Here is a 21,853-nt window from a genome sequence, read left to right on the forward strand (position 1 = left end):
GAGGGGGGAGAGACCGCCGGCGAGGTCGCCGAACCCGCCTTGAAGGACCGGCTGCAGCAGCTGGCGCACTACCTGCAATATGCCGAGGATCGGCTGCAGCAGGCCGATGTCCATGCCATCGCGAGTATATTCAAGGCGTTGGGCAAGGCGCAGTTGTTGGACGAACTCGGTGCGCTGGCACAGCCGGGGCTGGACAGGCTCGAGATGTTACGTGCCGCTCCCGGGTTTAAGCTCGACAACAACCTCGAGACGATGGGCAATCTTTGCGCCTCCCTGCTGCCACTGGTTCGCAGCCCGAAGCCGGTGTTGCGCTGGCACCGCAGGTCGGCGCTGAACCTGCTCAACGCCATCCAGCCGGTGGTGGAACACAAGATCGATGCCCATCTCAAGCCAGGCCAAGCCGAGCACACCAGCGGCGCCAATGCAAGCCGCTGCCCGGCGCTTTCGATCTATCAGGTGCTCAAGACCCGGGCGGTGCTGGGGACGCTCTACCGGCGGCCCTATGTCGATGGCGACGAGCTCGCCTTGAAGGCCAGGCAGGAAGAGCTGCGCGGCAAGACCAGGCAGATCCTGGACAGTGCCAGCGCCCTCATCTACGCCGACCTTTCCTACATGAGCTGGAACGTGATCGCCGAGATCGAGGCGAAGGAGCCGCTCGAAGCGCTCGACACCTTCATGGCGCAGAACGCATCGATGGTCCAGGCCCAGCATGCAGCCGCCAGCTTCGATGTCCATCGGGTCCTTCAGGCGGTGGACCACGAGCCGAGACCGCCGCAAGGCGATGCCGGACTGATGCGGCTGCCGGTGGTCGACATGCAAGGCCGGCCGCTGGCCAGGGAAGACGAGTTGCGCTATTCCATTTTCCACCGCTTGACCTCGGGCGCGGTGAAGGTGGTGGCAGTGCAGCTAAAGGGAACTCCGACTGGCGCCATGCTGACACGCACGTTCACCGTGGAGGGCGTGCCCTACCGCATGGACCTGTTCGGCGGCAGCAAACTGAAGCCGCCGCAAGAGAGCCTGAACAAGCTTGCCTCTCACCTGCCCTTCGCGGCCGAAGAGGCCCCAAGCGGCAAGCTTTTGGCGATCCCCTATGCCGAGACGGCTCCGGGTACGGCCTTTGAGCAGCTGTCGCGGGCCTGGGCGCCCTTCAAGGAAGCCTATTACTATACCCAGCGCCGCGGATTTGCCGCGCCGCCGGGCATTCCCGATGTTGGCCCGCATGATTATGCGCTGGAAGGGTGCTTCAAGCTGTCCCTTCTGCCCGACCGCCCCGCAGGTGCAGTGCATCCCTTCCGGTTCGAGGGGCGAGACGGCGAGATCGCCTTGCGGCCGCATGACGGCTGCGGCTTCATCAGGGCCTCACTGGCCGAGCGCATGCCGGCCATTGCCCGGGCTCGCCACGACGCTCCCGAGCGGATGCCTGCCTATGCCGATAAAAGGCAATCGGCGGTACCGTCCTCGGCGCTGCAACATTATCCGCGCAGCGTCGAGGTGGCACAGGAGACCCGCGAGAAGGCTCTGGCTTGGCTCGAAACCCGTCAAAGCCTCACCGCCGAGGAGCTGTTCCGGACGGTCACGGGCGGGCATATCGAGGGTTCGAGCGCTATCGCCGTGCCGTCCAGCGACGAATGCCTGCATGTGCCGACGGGCAAGAGCAAGACCTTGACCCGTGACGCTGGCGTGCTTGTCGGACGCTCCCCCTATGACAAGCCCAACCTGCGCCCGTTCGCCGCCGACCGGGTCAGGTCGGCGCGCGATGGCGATCGGACCGCGGCGTTCCTGGATCGGTGCGTGGCCTTCCAATACAGCTTCAACGTCGCGCACAGGTCGGGGGCTGGGCTTGCCGCCGACGATCCGACCTTCTTTGCCAAAGGCATCTTGATCGTTGTGCCCGACGAAATGTGGCCGGCGGACTTCGCCGAGCGCGGGGTGGTGATGTCTGCCGAGGACGTAAAGTGCCATTCGCGCTGGCTGGAGAAAAAGGACCGAGTCAAGGCCGACACCGCGCTCGAGTGCGTCGGCATCCTGCAGGCGACGGAGGTGTTCGCGCCCGGCTCTTTGGTTGCGGTTCCGAGCGCCGAACAAAAAAAGCTCGACGGCGATTTTGACGGCGACATCGTCGTCATCATCGGCGACCGGCCTCGCCTTTACGAGCATGTGCGCCAGTTCGACGCGCAGCTGCAGGCGCGCGGCATCGCCTCGATGAAGCCGCCGAAGTCGCACACGCCGGCCATTGAGAAAGGCGGCTACCAGTTCAGCCGGTCCAAGCAGATCCTGTCGGCCACCGGGCTGGTGCTGGAGACCTACAGCTGCCTGCAGCGCAACGTGCTGGCGCAGCCGCTGGAGGCGCAACGCTGGTTTGCCGAGCGTGCCATCTTCGGCACCTACGAGGGCATTCATCATGAGCTCAAGGCCGACATCCGCGCACTGTTGCAGGAAGATCGGCCGGATGGCCAGACCCTCCATGAGCTCATCGTCAGGGCGGGGGAAGACAGCAAGGCCGCCAGCCATCCGGTGGCCTGCGAACTGGCCGCCTTGCTAGTGGCCGAGCTCCAGGACTGGAACCTGCAGCTCAATAGCGAGCCGGCTCATGAGCAGTCGGACGTCAACGTCAAGCAGCAGTTAGCGCGATCCGTGGCCTCAACCGGCGCGAAGCCTGCCGTCAGCGCCGACGCCGGCGCGCTCTTCCCGAAACTCAGCGAATCCTATCCGGCAACCGCTGACGCCAGGAAGCGCATCGACTTCCTGCTCAACCACTACCAGCCGCGCATGGATCCGCGGCCCGACGGCTACAACCCGGACGATCTGCATGAAAGCGCCATCAATCTGTTGAGCGTCGGCATCAAGGCCGGCACGGACGCCTACAAGTCCGATACCGGTGCGCGGGTGTTCATGCAAAAAACCACCGAATTGCAGCGGCTCTTGGAGCGGAGGCCGGGCTTCAAGTCGGCGCCCTATGTCAAGGCGCAGGCGGCAAAGCTCCACCAGGGCCGGTTCGACGTCGATGGCAGCCTGGCGGATCTGAAGGACAACCCCACGCTGGCGGCCTCGGTCATGGAGGCCTCGATCAGACTCGCCGTCGAAAAGCGCATCCTGCCCAGCGCCTTAGCAATCTCGGCCGACGACGACCCCGCCAGCAGGATGACGCTGAGCAGCGAACAGGCCCTGGAGCGCGCCAGGCTCGAAGCCGCCCCCGCCGAAGCGCAAGAAAGCGCGATTACCGAAACTGTGCATGCGGTTGCCGAGCTTTTGCGGCAGGACGGCATCGAGGTGAAGGTGCCGCATCTTGACCAACGGTCGCGCGGGCAGGTCTGGATAGCCGACGAGTTGACCGGCCAGAGCGTGAGCGCGGCGCCGGAGGCCCAACTGGTCACCAATGCCGTGCGCCATGTCTTCGAGATCCCGGACGAGGCTTTTACGCGCGCCTTCAGGAAGGCGGCACTGGCCTTCGAGGAGCGGGACTGCAGCGAGGTCGAGACCACCAACTGGTTCATCAGGATGGACACGCCGCGGTTACGCGGCGTTCACACGGCGTTCAGAACCGCGCAGAACTATCGCTTCGAGGTCGAGTTCCATACGCCGGCCAGTTACCGGGCCGAGCTCGCGCAGAGCGAATGCGAGCTGGTCCCCATTCCCCGTGGTGCCTGGGAGATATTACACTGGGGCTCGTCAGGAGAAAGCAGGTCGAGGGCGGCAAGGACCTCCAGGTCGCTCACCGTCGCAAGACAACAGATTGCGGTCGCTCGCTCGCCGCAAGCCGGCGAGATCCTCCCGGCCCTCGGTACGCGGCCGGTCGTGCTCGTCGGCATGCCGGCGAGCGGCAAGTCGACCATCGGCGCCCAGCTTGCCAAGGAGTTGGGGGTGGAGTTTGTCGACATGGATAAGCGTATCGTCGCCGAGCACGGCAATCTGATGGAGATGTTCGCCGACCCTGGCCGCGGCGAGGCGCACTTCAGGGACCTGGAGACCAAAGAGCTCGCCAAGCAGCTGGAGAGAGGGCCCATCGTCATCGCAACCGGCGGCGGCTGCTTTGGCAAGGAGTCCAATCAAGCCCTGATCCTTAATAAGGCGAGGTCGATCTGGCTCGACACCGAGCTGAAAGAGCTCCGCAAGCGCCTCAAGAGGGACACCAGCCGGCCGCTGCTGCAAGGCGCCGACATCGAGCAGAAGGTTGACCAGCTGTACGAAGAGCGCAGTCCGTTCTACCAAAAGGCCGATATCAGGTTGCCCCTCGTCCCGCTCTTTCAAAAAGACAAGAAGGTCGCCCGCATTTGCGTGAAGGAACTCTACGCTTTCCTGTGCAGCGACAGAGAAGCCGCTCTGCCCGCTGCCGAGATATCACAAGTCTCCGGTCCTTCCGGCACCGCCATCAGCATGTCCCCAACAGCGCAGCGCATGCACGATGATCATCACAACGGCTACGATTGCGGGGGCGGCGTCGTGGAAACCATCCAGGCGCCGGCGACACCATTGAGTGAAGGGGAACGGCCGCCGCCCCTCGACACCCTCACCGCCGACCCGCAGCCTTTGTTGGCCGGCAGTAACGCACGAGCGGATTTAGCGTCTTCCACGAGAAGCAGAGAACGCTCAAGTCGAGGACGATAAGCTTTAGCAGTCTGCTGAAAAACCCCCTCGCCACGGAGGGGACTTGATGATTCACTTTATCATCTCGAATCGGTGTAGACGATCATGCGCGGCAGTTTTACGGATCAGGGCGGCCTGTTTTCGTACATCGCGCCGGATAAGCGTGTGCCAGCGAACCATCCGCTGCGGAAGGTCCGGGAACTTGTCCGGGATGTGTTGAGTGATTTGAACCGCAGCCTTGGGAGGCTCTACGCCAGCGAGGGACGTCCTTCGATCCCTCCGGAGCAATTGCTGAGCGCCCTGCTGCTGCAGGTGTTCTACGGCATCCGCTCGGAACGCCAATTGATGGAGCAACTGGACTACAATCTTTTGTACCGCTGGTTCGTGGGACTGTCGCCGGACGATCCGGTCTGGGACCCGACCACCTTCACCAAGAACCGCGAGCGGCTGCAGAACGGCGATGTGTTCACGAAGTTCATGACCAGGCTTCTGAACCATTCCCAGGTCAAACCACTATTGTCGGACGAGCATTTTTCGGTGGACGGAACGCTGATCGAAGCCTGGGCTTCGCAGAAGAGTTTTCGCCCCAAGGACGGCAGCGGCGACGACGATGACGGCGCCAACTTCCACGGCCAGAAGCGCAAGAACGACACCCATGCGAGTACCAGCGATCCGGACAGCAGGCTTTATCGCAAGGCGGCCGGACGAGAGGCCAAGCTTTGCTATATGGGCCACGCCACCATGGAGAACCGGCATGGGCTGGCGGTGGCCGGCAGGGTCACGCATGCCAATGGCACCGCCGAACGCCGGGCTTCGGAGGTCATGCTGAAGGCGAGACGCAAAGCCGCGGGCCGCCGCATCACCGCCGGTGAGGACAAGGCGTACGATACCGCCGATCATGTCGCCAATCTTCGCGCCATCGGCGTGACGCCGCATGTGACACAGAACCAGGCCGTCACCAAAACCGGCAAGAACCGCACCAGCGCCATCGACGAACGAACCACGCGGCATTCGGGGTACGGCATGTCGCAATCGCGCCGGGCGATGGTCGAGTGCATTTTCGGATGGGGCAAGCAGCATGGCACCATGCGCAAGACCAAACATCGTGGCGTCGCCCGCGTCGCCGCCGACTTCCTGCTCAATCTGATCGCCTATAACCTGATCCGCATTCCCAAACTGCTTGCCGCTTAGCCCGTCTTCGCGGATTGGCGGGTTTTTGAAGACCCCGCCTCAACCAGATCAATGGCTTAGCTTAAGAGGTCTTCACTACGGCGGCTTGGCTGGTTGACGGCGGCTGCGGTGATCCTGGGCGGCGGTTGTTGTGGTAGTCGGAGCTTCAGGCGGTCGATCAGGAGCTGAAGTTCGGGTTCGGGATGGGTGTAGCGGGTGAGCAGGATCTCGCGACCGTCGGTAGTCGGCAGGTGAACATCGATCATCTGGACGGCGGCAAACTTCTCGAGTGTGCGACGTGCGGTGAGGCCCGGGGCCAGGGCATGAAGGCGACGCGTCAGCGTGATCTGCATGCAGTAAGCCAGGAACGCGATGAAGATGTGGGCCTCGATCCGTGCCTCGTCTTGGTGGAAGACCGGGCGGATCGCCAGATCTCCCTTGAGGTTGCGGAAGGCTTCTTCGACGGCGACGAGCTGGACGTAGTACTGCCAGAGCCTGGCCGGATCATTGTCGGTGAGGTTGGTGCGCAGCAGATAGCGACCTTCGCGCCGCCGCGTTCTGCGCAGCTTCGCGCGATTGAGCGCGAAGCTGAAGCTCGGCTGATGCTTGTCGATCTCGATGTCGACCAAGCGCCAGGCTGCCGGCGCATGTGAGCGCGCGCCACCGAGTTTCATCAAAAGCTCTTCGCGCGTCAGCTCCATAGCGGCGATCTGTCGGAGCCGCTTCCACAGCCACTTCAATTGCCGCCGGCGCATCGCGCGTTCCTTGGTTACGCGATCATGGCTCTGCGCGAAGACATAGAGTTCGCCATCTTCGGCCAACAGCTTGACCTTGACGCCCTCGCGCGCCTCCTGCCAGGGCCTGTCCAGGAGGTGCTTTTCCAGCCGGTTCAGACGCCCCTTCGGCGTTCCCACCAGATATTGCACCGGCGGATCGCTATTGCGCATCTCGGCCAACACAGCCTCGGTCGGCACGCCGCGATCCATCACCCAGACCCGACGCGCCTTGCCGTATTGTTGCTCGATCTTGTCGAGGAACATCCGCAGCGTCTTGCTGTCGGCGGTGTTGCCGGGCAGCACTTCGTATGCCAGCGGCAGCCCGTCCGGCGTCACCACCAGTGCGATCACGACCTGCGGACAATCCGGCCGCTTGTCGCGGCTGTAGCCGTGGCGGCGCTTTGTATCTTCCGGCAGGTCCGAGGCATTGACCTCGAAGTAGGTGCATGCTGGTCAGATCGTACAGCAGCACGTCGAAGTCGGCGTTGAACAGGTCGCGCCAGCGCCCGACCAGATGCGCGAACAGCGCGTCCTTATGTGCAAGCAGCAGATCGTGGCAGGCGTAGAGCTTATGCTCTTCCGCAAGGCCGAAGTCCGCGCCCAACAGATCAGCCATCGCGCTGTTACCGAACCATTGGCGATGCAGCCGCCACTCGCTCCCCGGCGCAATCAGCCGATAGGTCGCGAGTACCTGCAGGACCTGATCCCATCTGGTCTTCTTGCGGCTCGGCGGCAGCCGATCGGCCCAGAAGCGATCGAGCTGAAGCTCTTGCCACACCTGTCCGGCCAACCAACAGGCGCCCCATTGGCGCGGACGGCGAAGCTGCATCTCTGACAGTCGCAGCCGAACGATCGATGCATCGCTTGCGACAGCCTCGCAGCGATCCTCCGGGAACAGCGCCAACGTTCGCGCACGGCCGGCATCCTCGTCGAACACCTCGATCGCCTTACGCCAGGCTACGGCTTGGGAGGAGTTGATCTCGCCGAGATACAGCACATGTCGCTGCACCACACGGCCATCAGCGAGGCGCTTGTTCTCGACGACGTTCCAGTAGTGGTGCGCCTTGCCGTTCTTCTTTCGCTCGGTGCGTCGCAGGAACATGGCACGGCGAATCTATCCGCACCATCACGCCCTTGGGAATCGGGTAGGTCTTCACTACAGCCATTCTTGGCTGAAAACGAACACCTCACCCTTTGAGAATCAAAGACTTAGCTCGCCAAAAAATCGCAAAATCGCGATTGTCGACCGCGAATCCGCGAACTCGGGTTAGCCACCCCGCGTCAGGGGGCACCCAACAACAGGCCAAAAATTACATCCAACTCCGCCGCCTCGCCCCAACAACGACCGGCCAGAACAAGAAAACCCTCCATTTCAAGGTTTTTCAGCAGACTGTTAGGCGGCAACAATCAAGGGTTCTTTCGCAGGTTTGGTGCAGGGTGCGGGTTCGCGCCGAATGCTAATAAAAGTCGGAATCGCATGCATAAAGTCGTGAGAAGCCTGATGGCCGAGTTGATCCGGCCTGGATGACGCAGGAGGATTCGCCGCACACAGACGAACCGCCGGTGCCGGTCGCGAGCCAAATCCTGGTGATAGACCGGGAAGGATCAGCTCCGAGTCTAAACGGCATCGTCAACTTAATGAAGCGTGGATACTGTGCGATGACGGGCTATGACAGAGCGTGACCCACTCTACCGCCGCGCCATCGCTTCCCGAGATCATCGCCCATGCTGTCTGGCTGTATTTCCGGTTTCCTCTCAGTTTGCGAATGGTCGAGGACTTGCTGGCGGCACGAGGGATTATTGTCTCGCATTAGACAGTCCGGCTTTGGGCAGAGTGCAAATTCCGAGGCATGTCGCCCCCTTGTTCCGAGATGGTCTCGCCCCCCCGGGGATGTCCCGATCGTTGTTGAACTAGGTGTTCAGTCCCGAGGTCAAGTGGATGGGATCGAGCCTGAAGCGGTCTGGCTCGTTTGCCCAAGCTGTACATATGGCTTCGTAGGGTGTGAGGCCGCTAGTGAACCGCCCCGGGTTTGCCGGAGGCTCCAACTCCTGAGAGGATGGAGCCATGACGAGCAAGACAACGAACAAGTTTTCACCCGAGGTCCGGACCCGAGCGGTTCGGATGGTTCTGGATCACGCCGGCGAGCACCCGTCGCGCTGGGCGGCAGTGACGTCAATCGCGGCCAAGATCGGCTGCACGCCGCAGACGCTGCATGACTGGGTCAAGAAGGCCGAGGTCGATAGCGGGCAGCGGACCGGCGTTCCGACCGATACGGCCGAGAAGCTGAAGGCGCTCGAACGGGAGAACCGCGAGCTTCGGCAGGCCAACGAGATCCTGCGCAAGGCAAGCGCCTATTTTGCGATGGCGGAGCTCGACCGCCGGTCCAAGCCATGATCGCCTTCATTGACGATCATCGTGGGGCGCATGGGGTCGAGCCGATCTGCAAGGTGTTGCCGATTGCCCCCTCGACCTACCACGCCCATGTCGCGAAGCGGCGCGATCCGGCCACGCGGTCGGCGCGCGCCAGGCTGGACGCCGCGCTGAAGATCGAGGTTCGGCGCGTCTTCGATCAAAACTTCTCCGTCTACGGCGTGCGCAAGGTCTGGCGGCAGCTCAAGCGCGAAGGCTTCGATGTTGCCCGTTGCACGGTGTCGCGACTGATGCGGGACATGGGTTTGCAAGGGGTCATCCGCGGCAAATCCGTCAAGACCACGATCAGCGACAAGGCCGCGCCATGCCCGATGGATCACGTCAATCGCCAGTTCAAGGCACCAAGGCCGAACGTCCTCTGGCTCTCCGACTTCACCTATGTCGCGACCTGGACCGGCTTCGTCTACGTCGCCTTTGTGATCGACGCCTATGCCCGCAGGATCGTGGGCTGGCGGGCCTCCCGCACGGCGCACGCAGGCTTCGTGCTCGATGCGCTGGAGCAGGCCCTGCACGATCGCCGACCGGTCCATCGCGGCGGGCTCGTGCATCATAGCGATAGGGGCAGCCAATACGTCTCTATCAAATACACCGAACGCCTGGCTGAAGCTGGCGTCGAGCCTTCTGTCGGCAGCGTCGGAGATTCCTATGACAACGCTCTCGCCGAAACCATCAACGGTCTCTACAAGGCCGAGGTGATCCATCGGCGCGGACCATGGCGCAGCTTCGAGGCCGTCGAGTTCGCGACGCTGGAATGGGTGGACTGGTTCAACAACCGGCGGCTCCTGGAGCCCATCGGCAACATCCCGCCGGCCGAAGCCGAGCAACGCTACTACGCCATGCTGGAACAACCGGCCATGGCGGCATAACTTAAACCAAATGGCCTCCGGCAAACCCGGGGCGGTTCAATGTCGCTCCGACAGCGGTCGAAAGGCGCACCACCTGATTGGGGTCATAGGCGAGCGAGCGCATGCGCGGATCTAATTTACCAGCCGTCGGCGTGTCCTCCGCACGTACGCCAACTGCAAAGAAAAGTAACCAGGCCAGCGTCATAAAGCATTTCTTCGTCATTGTTCGCTGCGCCCCGCATTCGAAACGGTGTCTTCCGACGTACCGTAGGAGCTAACAACTAAGCCCCCGGGGTTGGTCAATCTCAATCGACCTGGCAGGCTATTCACCCTTTCATAGCGAACTGTCGCCGTCCAAGTCGTCACGACAGGTCTCTGCCCTTCCAGGATGAAAGAGCGTTTGTAGCGAATCTGTTGCACACCCGGCGCGATGTCATTTGAGGCGATGTGCTCAGCCTCTACCCGACCGCGCTTGCCAATTATAACTTGCGGTGACTGTGGATTCGGGTAATTGAAGAACTGCTGATACTCTTGCCGCACGATCGGCGCGCTGAAATTCGATACGAGATCATAGGCGTATTGAGCCGTGTCGGCCGTATAGCTTTCGCGCAGACGGACATATTCCCAGAGTGCAGCATTAACAACGGCCTTCTCCTGGGTTGCTGGCAGTCGAGAGACTGACACCTCGCTGTCGACGGTCCCATCCGGCCGTATCCAAAGATACACTGGAACAAGCTTGCTCAACGGCATCATGGTGGCGATCGTGAAGGCCTGCGCAACATTCCCCAATACAGCAACTGCGGCAATGGCGCCCGCGATCTTGGAAAGACGCCCCGCCGATCTCGCGCGCGCGATTTGAAAGGCTTCCACTTCCTTATAGTGATCCGCCAACGCTTCTCTGTTCACCAACAACGCGTATTCATGGCCTTTCATTAAGTGCTTCCGCATTTCTAAGCTGAAGATCGGATTGAGTGGGTTGCCATCGATCCACGTTCAACGGGAACACCGGCCCCTCGCAGCTCGCTAGCCTCTCGGTTGACTGGCAGGCGCCTAAGGCGAGGGTCAGCAATAAGAGACAATATTTCACCGGCTCTCTCCATCCCGTATCTTTTAGAGTGATCCTAGCGACGCACAATTTGGACGACTTGGCGATTGAGGCTTCTAGGCGCCTGGGTCATGCCGCTCCAATATGCGCCTCCAATATTGCCGGCGATCGCTGGTAGCGCGACAATTAACGCATCACCGGTCAGAAACAACATGTCGAGCTCGTACAAGCCGATGATCTTGGCCGCAGTCGTGCCAGCGAATTTGATTACGCCGAGTATCGCCAAAACACAGGCCGCTTCTGTCGCGACGACGATCGTCGCCACGATATTCAGCAAGAGCAGAAGTATCCCGTAGGTAAGGAGTTGTCCGACCCATTTCGCAGCGCTCTCTCGCGTGCGATCAAAGAGATATCCGACAAGGATCACCGGGCCGATCGCCAACAGCACTTTCGTCAGGATCGTGGTCCCATCGTAAATCGCGAACGCCGTCCAAAGCGTGCGCCACTGAGCACCTTCAAGGGCAAGGATGTCTTGGCCGTTCATCGGCCCTATCTCGGACGCGACCCGCTGAAACGTCGCTTGAGCTGCGGCAAATATGAAGTCAAGTTTCATGGGAACATTAATCACCCCTGGACCACTGCCGCTGACCCCATGGACAAACTGTGGGATTGTGTCCTCGAATACCGAAACCACGTAATCATGATAGTTCGCCTGCCCAACGACGAGTGCAACGACGATTGATACCGTCATCACTTTCGTTATCCCAGCCCGAGCATCAATTGCACCACGCATCACCAGAATGCCCTGGACCATGATCCAAAGCGTGACACAGGTCACCAGAGGCGCACTAACTGCGCTTTGGATCTTCTCAAGGATAGTGCGCAATCCGACAGAAAAGGCGACATCGAAGATTTCATGTATCGCCGAAAATGGCGCGGGTATCCTGAGAGTCATTTGTTCTCCCTCTTGAGCACGCCTCTTCTTCGCCGGGCGTGGCGGCCACTTGTAGCGCTGCAGCACTTAGGGGCGGAATAGATCGGCGGTCGCCTGGTGCTCTCTTCGCTGGGCCACAGCCTCTTCTGCCTGATGGAGGCCTGCCTGTGCAACGGTCATCGTTAGCAAACTGGTCGCTTGGGCGTTCTGGATGACCGCATCGTGGATCTGCTTGAGAACGAGCCCGTTTGTAACCGTCGCATGCATAATGTTCCCTGAACGCGACAGCTGATTTGGCGTATTGGCATTCTCTGCCAGGCGATGATCCAACGCATTCAGATTGTTGGCAGCAAGACCCGCAGCATTAGCAGACCCTACAATCTGATCATGTAGCAGTGTCGCTTCCGCATCGCTGCCCTTCACCGTGCGACTCGCATCTGATACGATCTCATTCGCAGTGCCCGCGGTTGGTCGCTGCCCAGCAAACATCTGCCTTTCGAGCTGATTGCTGGCTGGGTACTGGTTTGGCTGATTAAGTGAGCCTAATAGGCCGGACACGCCAAATGACGTAGTCAGCATCGATACCATTGCAATTGTCTGTTCCAGGTTCGCTGCAGTGCTGGTTGCCACTGCGATTGTCTTTTCCAAGTTCGCCGCAGTATTGACTGCAGTTGCAGCCGTTTGGGCTTCCACCAAGACATCGCTAACCACGAACTGCGCTCGGGCCGGCCCCGATCCAATGACACAAATCGCCACTACTACTGCCTTGAGTTGAGTACGTTTCATTTGATTTCCTTGTCAATCTTGCGCTTCGTGGTAACGGACAATGAACTTGTCGAGCCACGCAGACGGCTCTTCTCCGTATGTTTCGCGCAGCTGATCGGCAAAGCGCACCGTATTGGCGCGGCCAGACAGCACCGCAACATACTCGTGCATCTCACGAAGATCGAATTCGCAGATCACGCTCCCGCTCTCGCGCTTGAGCAGAAATTTCCGCCTGCCAATCGTCATATCCTCGCGGATCGCGCGAAATTCCTGCTCGGTACATTTCAGGCCTTCGATATAAGCCGACCGCTCAGCCGTCGGGGATGGATAAAGGATTTTCGTCTTACATTGTGCCACGAGGCTGGCACCTAGGCTCGATTCCAGAACATGCTCGGGCTGCTGCGTTGCTAGTATCAACATCCCATTGTTCTCGCGAATGGTGAGCAAGAATTTGTCGACGATCGCCGAGAACCGTGGGTTCAGCAGATAGGCGCGAAATTCATCGCAACTCATGACGAAGCGACGTCCGTCGACTACAGCTCCGACTCGATGCAGTAGATATGTTGCGGCGGGTGCGCAGACCTCCTCGTACTCAAGGATATGCGTCATATCGATGCCCGTTATGAACGAATCGAGCTTTACTTCGTCACGCTCTCCATCGAATGCCCAGCCGAGTGCATTACCTTGGCACCAACGCTGCAGCCGCGCTCCAGCACCTTCGGACGGGCCATGCAACAGGAATTCGCGCAAGCCCGCGAGGGACCGCATATGTGGCTCGAACGAAAGCTGCCGACGAATACCGCGCTCTAGCCGCCGGTCCTCTTCCGGTGAAATGCCTCCACGTCCATCGCTTTCAATCAGCGCCACGACCCATTCGCGGAGAAAATCCCGCGAGGCTGCTGTATTGTCCAGCCCGCGGAGCGGCGCCAAGCCACTGGCCACGCCTCTTCGTAGCGTCAGGTATGTCCCTCCAGTGGCCCGTACCATCAACTCCCCACCACGGTCCTTATCGAAGAAGACGATCGCGCCGCTGCGGTCAGCCATGCTCTGCTCGAACATTGCAAGTATGAACGCCATAAGCGTCGTTTTGCCCCTGCCGATGGGCCCAAATATCGCCGTCATGCCGACGTCATTCTCATGCGGAACATAATCGAATGCGGTCCCACCGTTGCTGCGAAAGCGCGCAACTGCGTTACCCCAGTGACCGCTCATCTTGCCACTGGGAAAGTTCTCGAACGAGACCAACCCGGCGAAATTCCTTGAGGTGATCGCCCCCGGACGCGTGCGCCACTTGTTGTTGCCTGGAAGTTGCGACCAATAAGCAGCTTCCATGCCAATGCCTTCTTGGACTACGACGGCCCCTGCGTCCATCAATCGCGTGCGGGCGCGCGCACCGCGATCCGCGAGGCTGTTAAGATTGTTGGCGTAGACACAGAGGCTCAAATGATGCGAGCCCATGACAAATTCGTTGCTTGCCAGTGCATCCTCTGCCTCGGCTAGTTCCCCTATCTGGGTGATGGCCTTGTCACCGGCACTTGTCATCTGGCTGGATTTTAGGCTGAGCTTCGCATGAGCCTGCGCACGAGTAAGAAAGGAGAAGCTTTGGCTCAAGACGAGCGGAAAATCGGCAGACAATAGGGTGTTGAGCATGCCAGGCCTCGTCTTGGCCGGGTATTCGCGAAATGAAAACATCGCGCCGACGTAACTCACTTGTGGCGTTTGAATCTCTAGCGCCCGCTTGCCGCAAATGACTCGGTCAGTATAGATCGACGCTCCCAACGAGCCGCTAACAAGCGGTACTGGCGTGAAACGGCACGTCACCACCAGTCGGAGCGCTTCCCCGATCTCCGTGAAAAGCACATCATTCTTCTCGCGAAAGCCGAGGCGACGAAGACCATATGCCTCGAGCGCATCCGCCACAACTCGCCAGATGTCTTCCAGATTCCGGATCTGCTCCGCGAAATCCGGCTCTTGTCGTTTGAACAAATTGGCGAATCTGCCTCGGACGTTGCCGAGCGCGGTGCGGGGAAAGACGATCAGGGTAAGGAAGTGGTCGTTGCTGAAGAGCTTACCGGACAGCACACGCTGCTCATAGGCTTCGTTCAGGCTGGCCGCGAAAGCGCTACGAAACTGCCGCGCCGGCGGCGCCGGGACATCGTTGTGGCGCACGAGATGGGCATATATTGAGACATTATCGTCCGCGATGTTGCGGAAGAGCGTGTTGAATGCGCGGCAGCGCGCATTCCGCATCTCAGCGTCTTCCAGCTCAAACGCCACGCCACGGATACGTGCCATACTCATGATCGATCCGTCTTCTAGCAAGACAACGTGCTCACTTAGGTGTCCCACGTAGGGTAAATAGATCTCTCCAGATCTCTCGGACATGCCACTTGTGCCGAGCATCACACCATTCCTCTTCCCCGCTTCGGCACGGCAATCGGGTTTGGGGTGACGCTCGCGCCACCCCAACGAGCTCCGTCAACGCTTCTGCCGGCGGTCTGAAGAAAGAGGAGAACAACACTTGCGGCGTTATAGTCACGCTCCACCGTCAGCCGCGCCCCGTACCACAGTGGTACGAGAACCACTTCGTAGAGCGGGTTCTGGACGATAACGACAAGTAGGCCGGCTAGCATCATGAACAATCCCGCCAGAGTTAGTGGTACTCCGAGAAACAAAGCGGGCCGCGTTGCCGCCACATACAGCGTCGTTTCTTCCAGATGGGCACTCATCAGCCGTTCCCTATGAGGGCTCGCGCAAGAAAACTCGCTCCAAACATAATCACAACCCCTCCGACGACACCGGCAACGAGACCGAGCGATGCTCGGCCGAACATCCACGACACACCGATAGCCACAATGCCAAGCATTGCGAGCGACTTGCCGAACGGGCCAAGGATAAACTGGCATATGTTGTTGAGCATTGCAGCCGGATCGGCACCTTCAGCCGAGGCCGGCTCGATGGATAACACCATCCAGCCGACCGCCCCAATAGCGGCGGGCGCGTACCGGGCCGCCATTCGTAAGTACGCACGGCCATTGTCACAACAGGAATTCATGCAGTCCTCCATCATTCAGCCGGTTATGAATTGATCGTCGTCCCGAGTTGCCATTTGGCGCCTCGTGCAAAGCAAGTCCTATCGACAGCATTCCAGTGCTCCACTCCAGTCGGACCGGTGATGATCACGGCGCTCGTAACGACTTTCGATGTTGACCTTTTTTGCGTGTCGTTGGCGCGTCAGATGTCTTGCTCGCCGAACGATCATGACGCTCATACGAGCCCCACACGTTCCATGTTTCTTCCGGGATCGGAGTTTCAGCCGCTTCCTTCACCTCGACGAGCGACGGCACCATCTGTCGGGCGGCTAACTCGACCTTTCGCACATATCCATTCGTAAAGCCGCGGGTCGGATGACCGGTATTGTAGGCCGAGATCGCCCGCCGAAGCGCCAGTTGCTCTGCCGCGGTGGTCTTACCGCCGGCGTAGCGCTCCTCGAGCAAGTGCGCGGCCGCTGACAATGAGGTGCACGGCTGAAAGGCCTTGTCGGGCGTCAGACCCAGCATGGAAAAGTTTTTCGAATTGATCTGCACAAGCCCAACGTCGACTGAATGTCGTGCTTCAAGGCGCTTCTTAACGCTTTGACTCGCTTGCGCTTGATCGTTCCAGTGAAGGCTCTCGCCGGTGGTGTTGTCATATGCCGCAAGCGGATCGAAGTCACTTTCGACGTTGGCGATCGCCGCAAGCGTTGATGGGGCGACTGACGGAGCGCATTCGCGGGCGAGCTGATCGACTTCACGGACAGAGAGTGGCGCCGCCTCTGTCGACAGGCACATGAAGGTTAGTAAGACGATCGACAGCTGTCCTGTTGCCTTCGACATTCCCTATCTCCCCAATGCGCAATCATTTCCCGCTCGGTCGGAATGAGGCGCTGTCATCTGACACCTGCGCTTATCGGCCGAGACTGTTAACCTATGATTTTAGAGTTGCTCTCTTTGATTTCATCTGAAACAAAAGCCATCTTCATCGCGTCGGTGAGGGTTGAAGCGCGAAAGACGATCGAGTGGAGGCGCCTAATCAATCTCCGCGTCCAACCGCGCTAGCAGGCCATCGTGGAGATCAAATGGTATGCGTTGAGGTGAACGATCGACGTCTTCCAAAAGATACTTCTTCGCCGGAGCGATACGCTACGGGCGGTCGCCGTAGGGCGAAAAAATTGGACCTTCGCCGGGTCCGACGAGGGCGGCCGGCGTGCGGCCGTCATCTACAGCCTCATCGCCACCTGCCTATGCCGAGCGCGGCATAGGGCTGTTTGATCGGGATAGGGGGACGTCTCGCGACGCCACCCACCGGGTCACCGGAGGCGGTCGCCCGCCCCCGGTTCCCACAGAACGTGGCGTGCGGATTTCCCGCACCGACGCTCTTCGACAGTTGGTTCACAGCACTGCAAGCGCCTGCAGCTCCCGATAAGGGAGGCGCAGCTTAGGCTTCAGCAACGGTGTCCGTTCTTTGACTTGGTTGAAGGCGTCCCAAGTGAGGCGTCGGCCTGCCCAGCTGCGGCTGCGCAGCATTCCGCGCCAGTAACGCTCCACTGCCCGATAAACTTTTACGAGGCTCCGGAGATTTCCGGCGACGCCGTAATAGCCATAGTGGCCGCGCAGGACGACGTTGATTTCATCGGCCTGGTCACTGATCTTGTAATGCCGTATTCGCCGCATCAGCTCCTGCAGAGACATAAGGCTGCGCTTTAGCCGAGATTTCTCGGTACGCATCCCAACCTTGAAGTTGCCTCTTTGGTTTCGCGTGCAATAGAGCGTCAGACCCAGAAAGTAGATTGTTTCCGGGCGGTTTCTGCCGCGTTTGCCCGCGTGTCTTTGCGCGAACCGACCAAACTCGACCAACTTGGTCTTGGTCGGCTCTAGAGTGAGACCGAACTTCCCCAACCGGAGTTGCAGGGCCTCCTGTACGCGGATGGCGTCCGATCGATATTGGAAGCAGATCACAAAGTCGTCGATATAGCGCACCAGCCGGGCTTCGCCCCGCAACCGGCCCTTCACCACGCGTTCGAACCAGAGGTCGAGAACGTAATGAAGGTAGAGGTTGCTCAAAAGCACACTGATCGATCCGCCTTGTGGCGTTCCTTGTTCGCTCGGATACACCGCTCCGTCTTCCAAGACACCCGCTTTCAACCAGCGCCGGATCAAGCTGATCAGGCGCGGATCTCCTCGTCACCGCGCGCCGGTGCTTCACCCCACTCCTTCGGTTCCAAGGCCAGCGCTTGCTGGTTGTTCTGCCGCTTTCTATTCACGAGATACCAGTCCTACTTGCTTCTCTCGATCGTTCGGGCCTTCGGCCAAGGGGTCCGGAAACTCTCCCGCCAACATCTTATCCTTACTGAGCAGGCCGGCATCCTCGAGCGCTTCCATGTCCGGAAGATCGCGCAGCATTTCCAAGCCGAAGTGCGACAGGAACGCCTTGGTCGTCACATAGGTGTAGGGCGCGCCGGGTTGCGGGCTGCGCGGGCCGCTCGCGATGAACCCTAATCCGCGCAGACGGCCGATGGTATCGCGGCTGACCTCCTTGCCGAAGAAGCCTGACAATTCGCCGCGGGTGATCGGCTGGTAATAGGCGATGCAGGCGAGGATCAGCGCTTCGGCCTGCGACAACGCCCTGCCGTCACTGCCGGCGCCGATCGCCGAGCGGATCGCCTCGGCGAAGTTTTTCCGGGTGCGATGCTGCCAGCCACCGGCGATGGAGACGAGCTCGTAAGGCCGGCCGCGCAGCTCCTCACGGATGTCGTCTATCAGAAGGTCGATGCTGCAATCGCGGCCGACCACGCGAGCGAGCGCCTCGCGCGTCACCGGCTCGGGCGAGGCGAAGATCACGGCCTCGACCCGACCCATCCATTCGCGCCAGCGCAGATCCGCTGGCAGGTCCGCCAGCTCGGTATCGAGACCCTCTTTCGGCCGCGCGCGCCGCCCCATCTCAGAGCCCGTACAATCGGAATGTCGGCCGGCCGGTCAGCTCGCGCACAGCGCCGAGCGAGACCAGCCGCTCGAACAGCCGCCGCGTGCTGCGATCGCTCGCCGTCTTGCCGGCGCCGGCGGGCTGGGCATCTTCCACCATCAGGATCCCCACCATGACGCCGGCGTCCTTGCCGCGCAATTTGGGCACAACCGTCAGCAGGCGTGTCGCCCGCCGTGCAAGATCACTGTAGAGGTCGATCGCGGCGACGGCGGCGTTCGTGTAGGCCGCACAGAGTGCGCTCATGAAGGCAGTCTCGCCCTCGAGATGCTGTGGCGCCTTGCGCAGCGCGCCGCGCGTCAGATGGGCCGCAATCAGCGGCATCGGTGCCGGCCAGCGGAGCTGATGGGCGAGGACCGCGTCCGCCAGCCACAGCGGCAGCGCCTCCTCGTTCGGGAGCACGCGCCTGCTCGCGGCGATGATCTCCGCGGCGGCGAGCACCGGCACGGCGTGCTCCCGCATCGTATGCCGGCTTGCGAGTTCGACGATCTCGCTCGGCAGCGAGCCCAGCGGATGGCCGAGCGTGGTCGCAAGGCCAAAAATCCATCCCTCCACGTCGCTGGAGGAGGCCCGTTCGCCGAGCTTGCGCCAGGCGGCGAGAATACGGCCGCCGGGGCCGGGGTCATCCTTGTCGCGGCGCAAATACCAGTGGTCGCGCAGCATCGCCTCGTCCTCCGTGCGCCCACCCCGGCGCGCGAGCGTGGCCGCGCAGGTGAGCGCGAGACGCTGGCGCCACAAGCTGCCGAGCGGGTGCTCGTCGCGGGCAATCGGATGCAGCGCCGCGAGCGCCGCGCCGGCATAAAACACCGCTTCCGTGACGATGTCGGGCGGTGCGCGACGCAGCCAGGCCGGCACCGGCGCGAAGGTTGGCGGGGGGTCGTAAGGAATGCTCGATATCGCCGCCCAGACCCCGGACAATCGCGCTCCGGACGCCTCCGCACCGCCGGACAGCCCGCCTCCTGGCGTCGATCTTTCCGCGGCGGAGGCCTCAGTCGCGACCCGCGGCGGCCTCCCCGCCCCGCTTCCGGCCGCCAGCCTGCCGGCGCATCTCGCGCGCCTGGCCGAGCGCGCCCGCGGCTATGTCGAGGCCGCGAGCTCGGCCAACACCCGCCGGGCCTATGCGTCGGACTGGAAGCACTTTTCCGCCTGGTGCCGGCGCCAGGGCCTCGAGGTCCTGCCGCCGTCGGCGCAAACCGTCGGCCTCTACATCACCGCCTGCGCCTCCGGCGCGGCGACCGCCGATCGCCAGGCGAATGCGGTCGCGACGATCGAGCGGCGGCTTTCGGCGCTCGCCTGGAATTATGCCCAGCGCGGGACGCCGCTCGACCGAGCGGATCGGCATATCGCGACCGTGCTGGCCGGCATCCGCAACACCCACGCCGCCCCGCCCCGCCAGAAGGAAGCGGTGCTGCCGGAGGACGTCATCGCCATGCTTGAGACGCTCGACCGTGGCACGCTGCGGGGCTTACGCGATCGCGCCATGCTGCTGATCGGCTTTGCCGGCGGCCTGCGGCGCTCGGAGATCGTCGGGCTGGATTGTGGCCGTGACCAGACCGAGGATTCTTCCGGCTGGGTCGAGATCCTCGACCAGGGCCTGATTGTCACCCTGCGCGGCAAGACCGGCTGGCGCGAGCTCGAGATCGGCCGCGGCTCGTCGGATGCGACCTGCCCGGTCGTCGCCCTGCAGATCTGGCTGAAGCTGGCGCGGATCGGCCACGGCCCGCTGTTCCGGCGCGTGAGAGGCCAGGGCAAGGAGGTCGGACCCGATCGGCTCAGCGATCAGCAGGTCGCGCGGCTGGTCAAACGCGCGGCCCTGGCCGCCGGCGTCCGGGCCGATCTGCCGGGGCGCCAAAGACAAGGAGCACGCCATGTCTCAGACACCTAATACCGCGATCGCCGTGATCGGCATCGATATCGGCAAGAACTCGTTCCACGCCGTGGGCCACGATGCGCGCGGCGCCATCGTGCTGCGGCAAAAGTGGTCGCGTGGCCAGGTGGAAGCGCGGCTCGCCAATATACCACCTTGCCTGATCGGCATGGAAGCCTGCGTCGGCGCACATCACCTGAGCCGCAAACTCGCATCGCTTGGTCACGATGCCAGGTTGATGCCGGCCAAATATGTCCGCCCCTATAGCAAGGGACAGAAGAACGACTTCAATGATGCCGAAGCGATTGCCGAAGCCGTGCAGCGCCCGACGATGAAGTTCGTGGCGACCAAGAGCGCGGAGCAACTGGATCTGCAGGCGCTGCATCGGGTGCGCGAGCGGCTGGTGTCGCAACGCACCGGCATCATCAACCAGATTCGCGCCTTCATGCTGGAACGCGGGATCGCCGTGCGCCAGGGGATCGGCTTCCTGCGCACGGAACTGCCCACCATCCTTGCAACGCGCACCGATGCCCTGTCGCCCCGCATGTTGCGTGTCATCGAGGAGTTGGCAGGCGACTGGCGCCGGCTGGATCAGCGCATCGATGGCCTCTCCGGCGAGATCGAAGCCCTGGCCCGTCAGGATCAGGCATGTGCGCGCCTGATGACGGTGCCCGGCATCGGGCCGATCATTTCGAGCGCCATGGTGGCCGCGATCGGCACTGGAGACGTATTCTCCAAAGGCCGCGACTTCGGCGCCTGGCTCGGACTGGTGCCCAAGCAGATCTCGACGGGAGACCGCACGATCCTCGGCAAAATCTCCAGGCGCGGCAATCGCTACCTGCGCGTTCTGTTCGTGCAGGCGGCATGGGTTGTGCTGGTCAGGATAAAGGACTGGGAACGTTACGGGCTCAAATCCTGGATCGAAGCCGCCAAGAGGCGGTTGCACCACAACGTGCTCGCGATCGCGCTCGCCAACAAGCTTGCCCGCATCGCCTGGGCGGTGCTGGCCAAAGGACGCGCCTTCGAGCTGACGAGGAGCGACGATGCAAGCGTCCGACCCGCTTGATCCTCGCGCCGTGCTCGGGGCGGTCAAGGCGCAGCCTGGCAACGCCGGCGCCCGCCGCAAGCCCAGCGCGACGGCCGGCCTTGCCTTGACCGCCCCTGCGCGCGACGCGATCGACGTTCTGTGGGCCGGGACGAAGGAACGGCCCTTGGCTCGAACAAAGGAACTGCGCGATATGAGGAGCCCGCGATGACGTAACCCTATCAACCGTTTCCAGCCGAGGTCTGCGAGAGGATGAGACGAGATGGAGGATCGGTCTTCCGAGCGCGTGCGAACACTGGTGACCCGAATGGCCCGATCGAGGCCGGTCCGCTAATGAGAACGCACGCGCGCTGATATCCATGATGGCCCGGAG

General features: G+C 61.6%; 16 protein-coding genes, 4 pseudogenes and 1 other annotated feature. Of the genes and pseudogenes, 6 read left to right on the top strand and 14 right to left on the bottom strand.

The features are described 5' to 3' along the window. The first annotated feature begins 39 nt into the window (after positions 1–39). A complete protein-coding gene (locus tag IVB23_RS14685; protein ID WP_247804001.1) occupies positions 40–4,605 on the top strand; it encodes a shikimate kinase in 4,566 nt (1,521 codons plus the stop codon). Between the two features lie 84 nt (positions 4,606–4,689). Then, positions 4,690–5,775: an IS5 family transposase gene (locus IVB23_RS14690; protein ID WP_247320873.1), complete on the top strand. Its 1,086-nt coding sequence runs from the start codon at positions 4,690–4,692 to the stop codon at positions 5,773–5,775. 56 nt (positions 5,776–5,831) lie between these two features. Here IVB23_RS14690 and IVB23_RS14695 read toward each other — a convergent pair. Continuing rightward, a pseudogene (locus IVB23_RS14695) lies at positions 5,832–7,632 on the bottom strand (IS1634 family transposase). Positions 7,633–8,199: 567 nt separating this feature from the next. On the opposite strand from IVB23_RS14695, the pseudogene IVB23_RS14700 reads away from it, so the two are divergent. Continuing rightward, positions 8,200–8,341, top strand: a pseudogene (locus IVB23_RS14700) (IS6 family transposase); the annotation flags it as partial. 100 nt (positions 8,342–8,441) lie between these two features. Here IVB23_RS14700 and IVB23_RS14705 read toward each other — a convergent pair. After that, positions 8,442–8,540, bottom strand: a pseudogene (locus tag IVB23_RS14705) (IS481 family transposase); the annotation flags it as partial. Positions 8,541–8,595: 55 nt separating this feature from the next. Here IVB23_RS14705 and IVB23_RS14710 point away from each other — a divergent pair. Further along, positions 8,596–9,827, top strand: a protein-coding gene (locus IVB23_RS14710) for an IS3 family transposase (RefSeq protein ID WP_247800019.1) whose coding sequence is annotated in 2 segments (ribosomal slippage) — positions 8,596–8,887 and positions 8,887–9,827 — 1,233 coding nt in all. Because the reading frame shifts where the segments join, the coding sequence is not laid out codon by codon here. Beyond that, positions 8,880–8,996: a sequence feature (AL1L pseudoknot), on the top strand. Its footprint overlaps the gene before it by 117 nt. A 37-nt stretch (positions 9,828–9,864) precedes the next feature. Here IVB23_RS14710 and IVB23_RS14715 read toward each other — a convergent pair. The 12 genes and pseudogenes from IVB23_RS14715 to IVB23_RS14770 all read right to left on the bottom strand — a co-directional run. Beyond that, positions 9,865–10,029, bottom strand: a pseudogene (locus IVB23_RS14715) (type IV secretion system protein VirB9); the annotation flags it as partial. After that, complete coding sequence (locus tag IVB23_RS14720) at positions 10,026–10,739, bottom strand: type IV secretion system protein VirB8 (RefSeq protein ID WP_247314001.1); 714 nt, start codon at positions 10,737–10,739, stop codon at positions 10,026–10,028. The pseudogene IVB23_RS14715 and the gene IVB23_RS14720, both read right to left, overlap by 4 nt. Continuing rightward, on the bottom strand, positions 10,726–10,893 hold the full coding sequence (locus IVB23_RS14725) for a type IV secretion system lipoprotein VirB7 (protein WP_247314000.1): 168 nt from the start codon (positions 10,891–10,893) through the stop codon (positions 10,726–10,728). The genes IVB23_RS14720 and IVB23_RS14725 overlap by 14 nt, the downstream gene beginning before the upstream one ends. A 34-nt stretch (positions 10,894–10,927) precedes the next feature. Next, the gene (locus IVB23_RS14730; RefSeq protein ID WP_247804002.1) at positions 10,928–11,806 is read right to left on the bottom strand and encodes a type IV secretion system protein; all 879 of its coding nucleotides are present in this window, start codon (positions 11,804–11,806) and stop codon (positions 10,928–10,930) included. Positions 11,807–11,872: 66 nt separating this feature from the next. After that, a complete protein-coding gene (locus IVB23_RS14735; protein ID WP_247804003.1) occupies positions 11,873–12,571 on the bottom strand; it encodes a type IV secretion system protein VirB5 in 699 nt (232 codons plus the stop codon). Between the two features lie 12 nt (positions 12,572–12,583). Then, on the bottom strand, positions 12,584–14,953 hold the full coding sequence (locus tag IVB23_RS14740; RefSeq protein ID WP_247804004.1) for a VirB4 family type IV secretion/conjugal transfer ATPase: 2,370 nt from the start codon (positions 14,951–14,953) through the stop codon (positions 12,584–12,586). Continuing rightward, a complete protein-coding gene (locus IVB23_RS14745; protein WP_247313992.1) occupies positions 14,953–15,279 on the bottom strand; it encodes a type IV secretion system protein VirB3 in 327 nt (108 codons plus the stop codon). Before IVB23_RS14745 ends, IVB23_RS14740 begins: the two co-directional genes overlap by 1 nt. Beyond that, positions 15,279–15,605 carry a pilin major subunit VirB2 gene (virB2, locus tag IVB23_RS14750; protein ID WP_247313990.1) on the bottom strand — a complete coding sequence of 109 codons (327 nt, stop codon included), beginning with the start codon at positions 15,603–15,605 and terminating at the stop codon, positions 15,279–15,281. Before virB2 ends, IVB23_RS14745 begins: the two co-directional genes overlap by 1 nt. A 124-nt stretch (positions 15,606–15,729) precedes the next feature. After that, a complete protein-coding gene (locus IVB23_RS14755; protein ID WP_247313988.1) occupies positions 15,730–16,425 on the bottom strand; it encodes a type IV secretion system lytic transglycosylase VirB1 in 696 nt (231 codons plus the stop codon). Between the two features lie 555 nt (positions 16,426–16,980). Continuing rightward, a complete protein-coding gene (locus tag IVB23_RS14760; protein ID WP_247313985.1) occupies positions 16,981–17,718 on the bottom strand; it encodes a reverse transcriptase domain-containing protein in 738 nt (245 codons plus the stop codon). Between the two features lie 126 nt (positions 17,719–17,844). Next, positions 17,845–18,528, bottom strand: coding sequence for an SMC-Scp complex subunit ScpB (locus IVB23_RS14765; RefSeq protein ID WP_247804005.1), 684 nt, complete (start codon positions 18,526–18,528; stop codon positions 17,845–17,847). Position 18,529: 1 nt separating this feature from the next. Next, complete coding sequence (locus tag IVB23_RS14770) at positions 18,530–19,486, bottom strand: DUF1403 family protein (RefSeq protein WP_247313981.1); 957 nt, start codon at positions 19,484–19,486, stop codon at positions 18,530–18,532. Here IVB23_RS14770 and IVB23_RS14775 point away from each other — a divergent pair. Then, the gene (locus IVB23_RS14775) at positions 19,455–20,453 is read left to right on the top strand and encodes a site-specific integrase (RefSeq protein WP_247804006.1); all 999 of its coding nucleotides are present in this window, start codon (positions 19,455–19,457) and stop codon (positions 20,451–20,453) included. The genes IVB23_RS14770 and IVB23_RS14775 overlap by 32 nt on opposite strands. After that, complete coding sequence (locus IVB23_RS14780) at positions 20,437–21,501, top strand: IS110 family transposase (protein ID WP_247804007.1); 1,065 nt, start codon at positions 20,437–20,439, stop codon at positions 21,499–21,501. The genes IVB23_RS14775 and IVB23_RS14780 overlap by 17 nt, the downstream gene beginning before the upstream one ends. Positions 21,502–21,853 lie beyond the last annotated feature (352 nt).

Origin of the sequence: Bradyrhizobium sp. 191, from assembly GCF_023100985.1 — a bacterium.
In the GTDB taxonomy this organism is placed as follows: Bacteria; Pseudomonadota; Alphaproteobacteria; order Rhizobiales; family Xanthobacteraceae; genus Bradyrhizobium; species Bradyrhizobium diversitatis.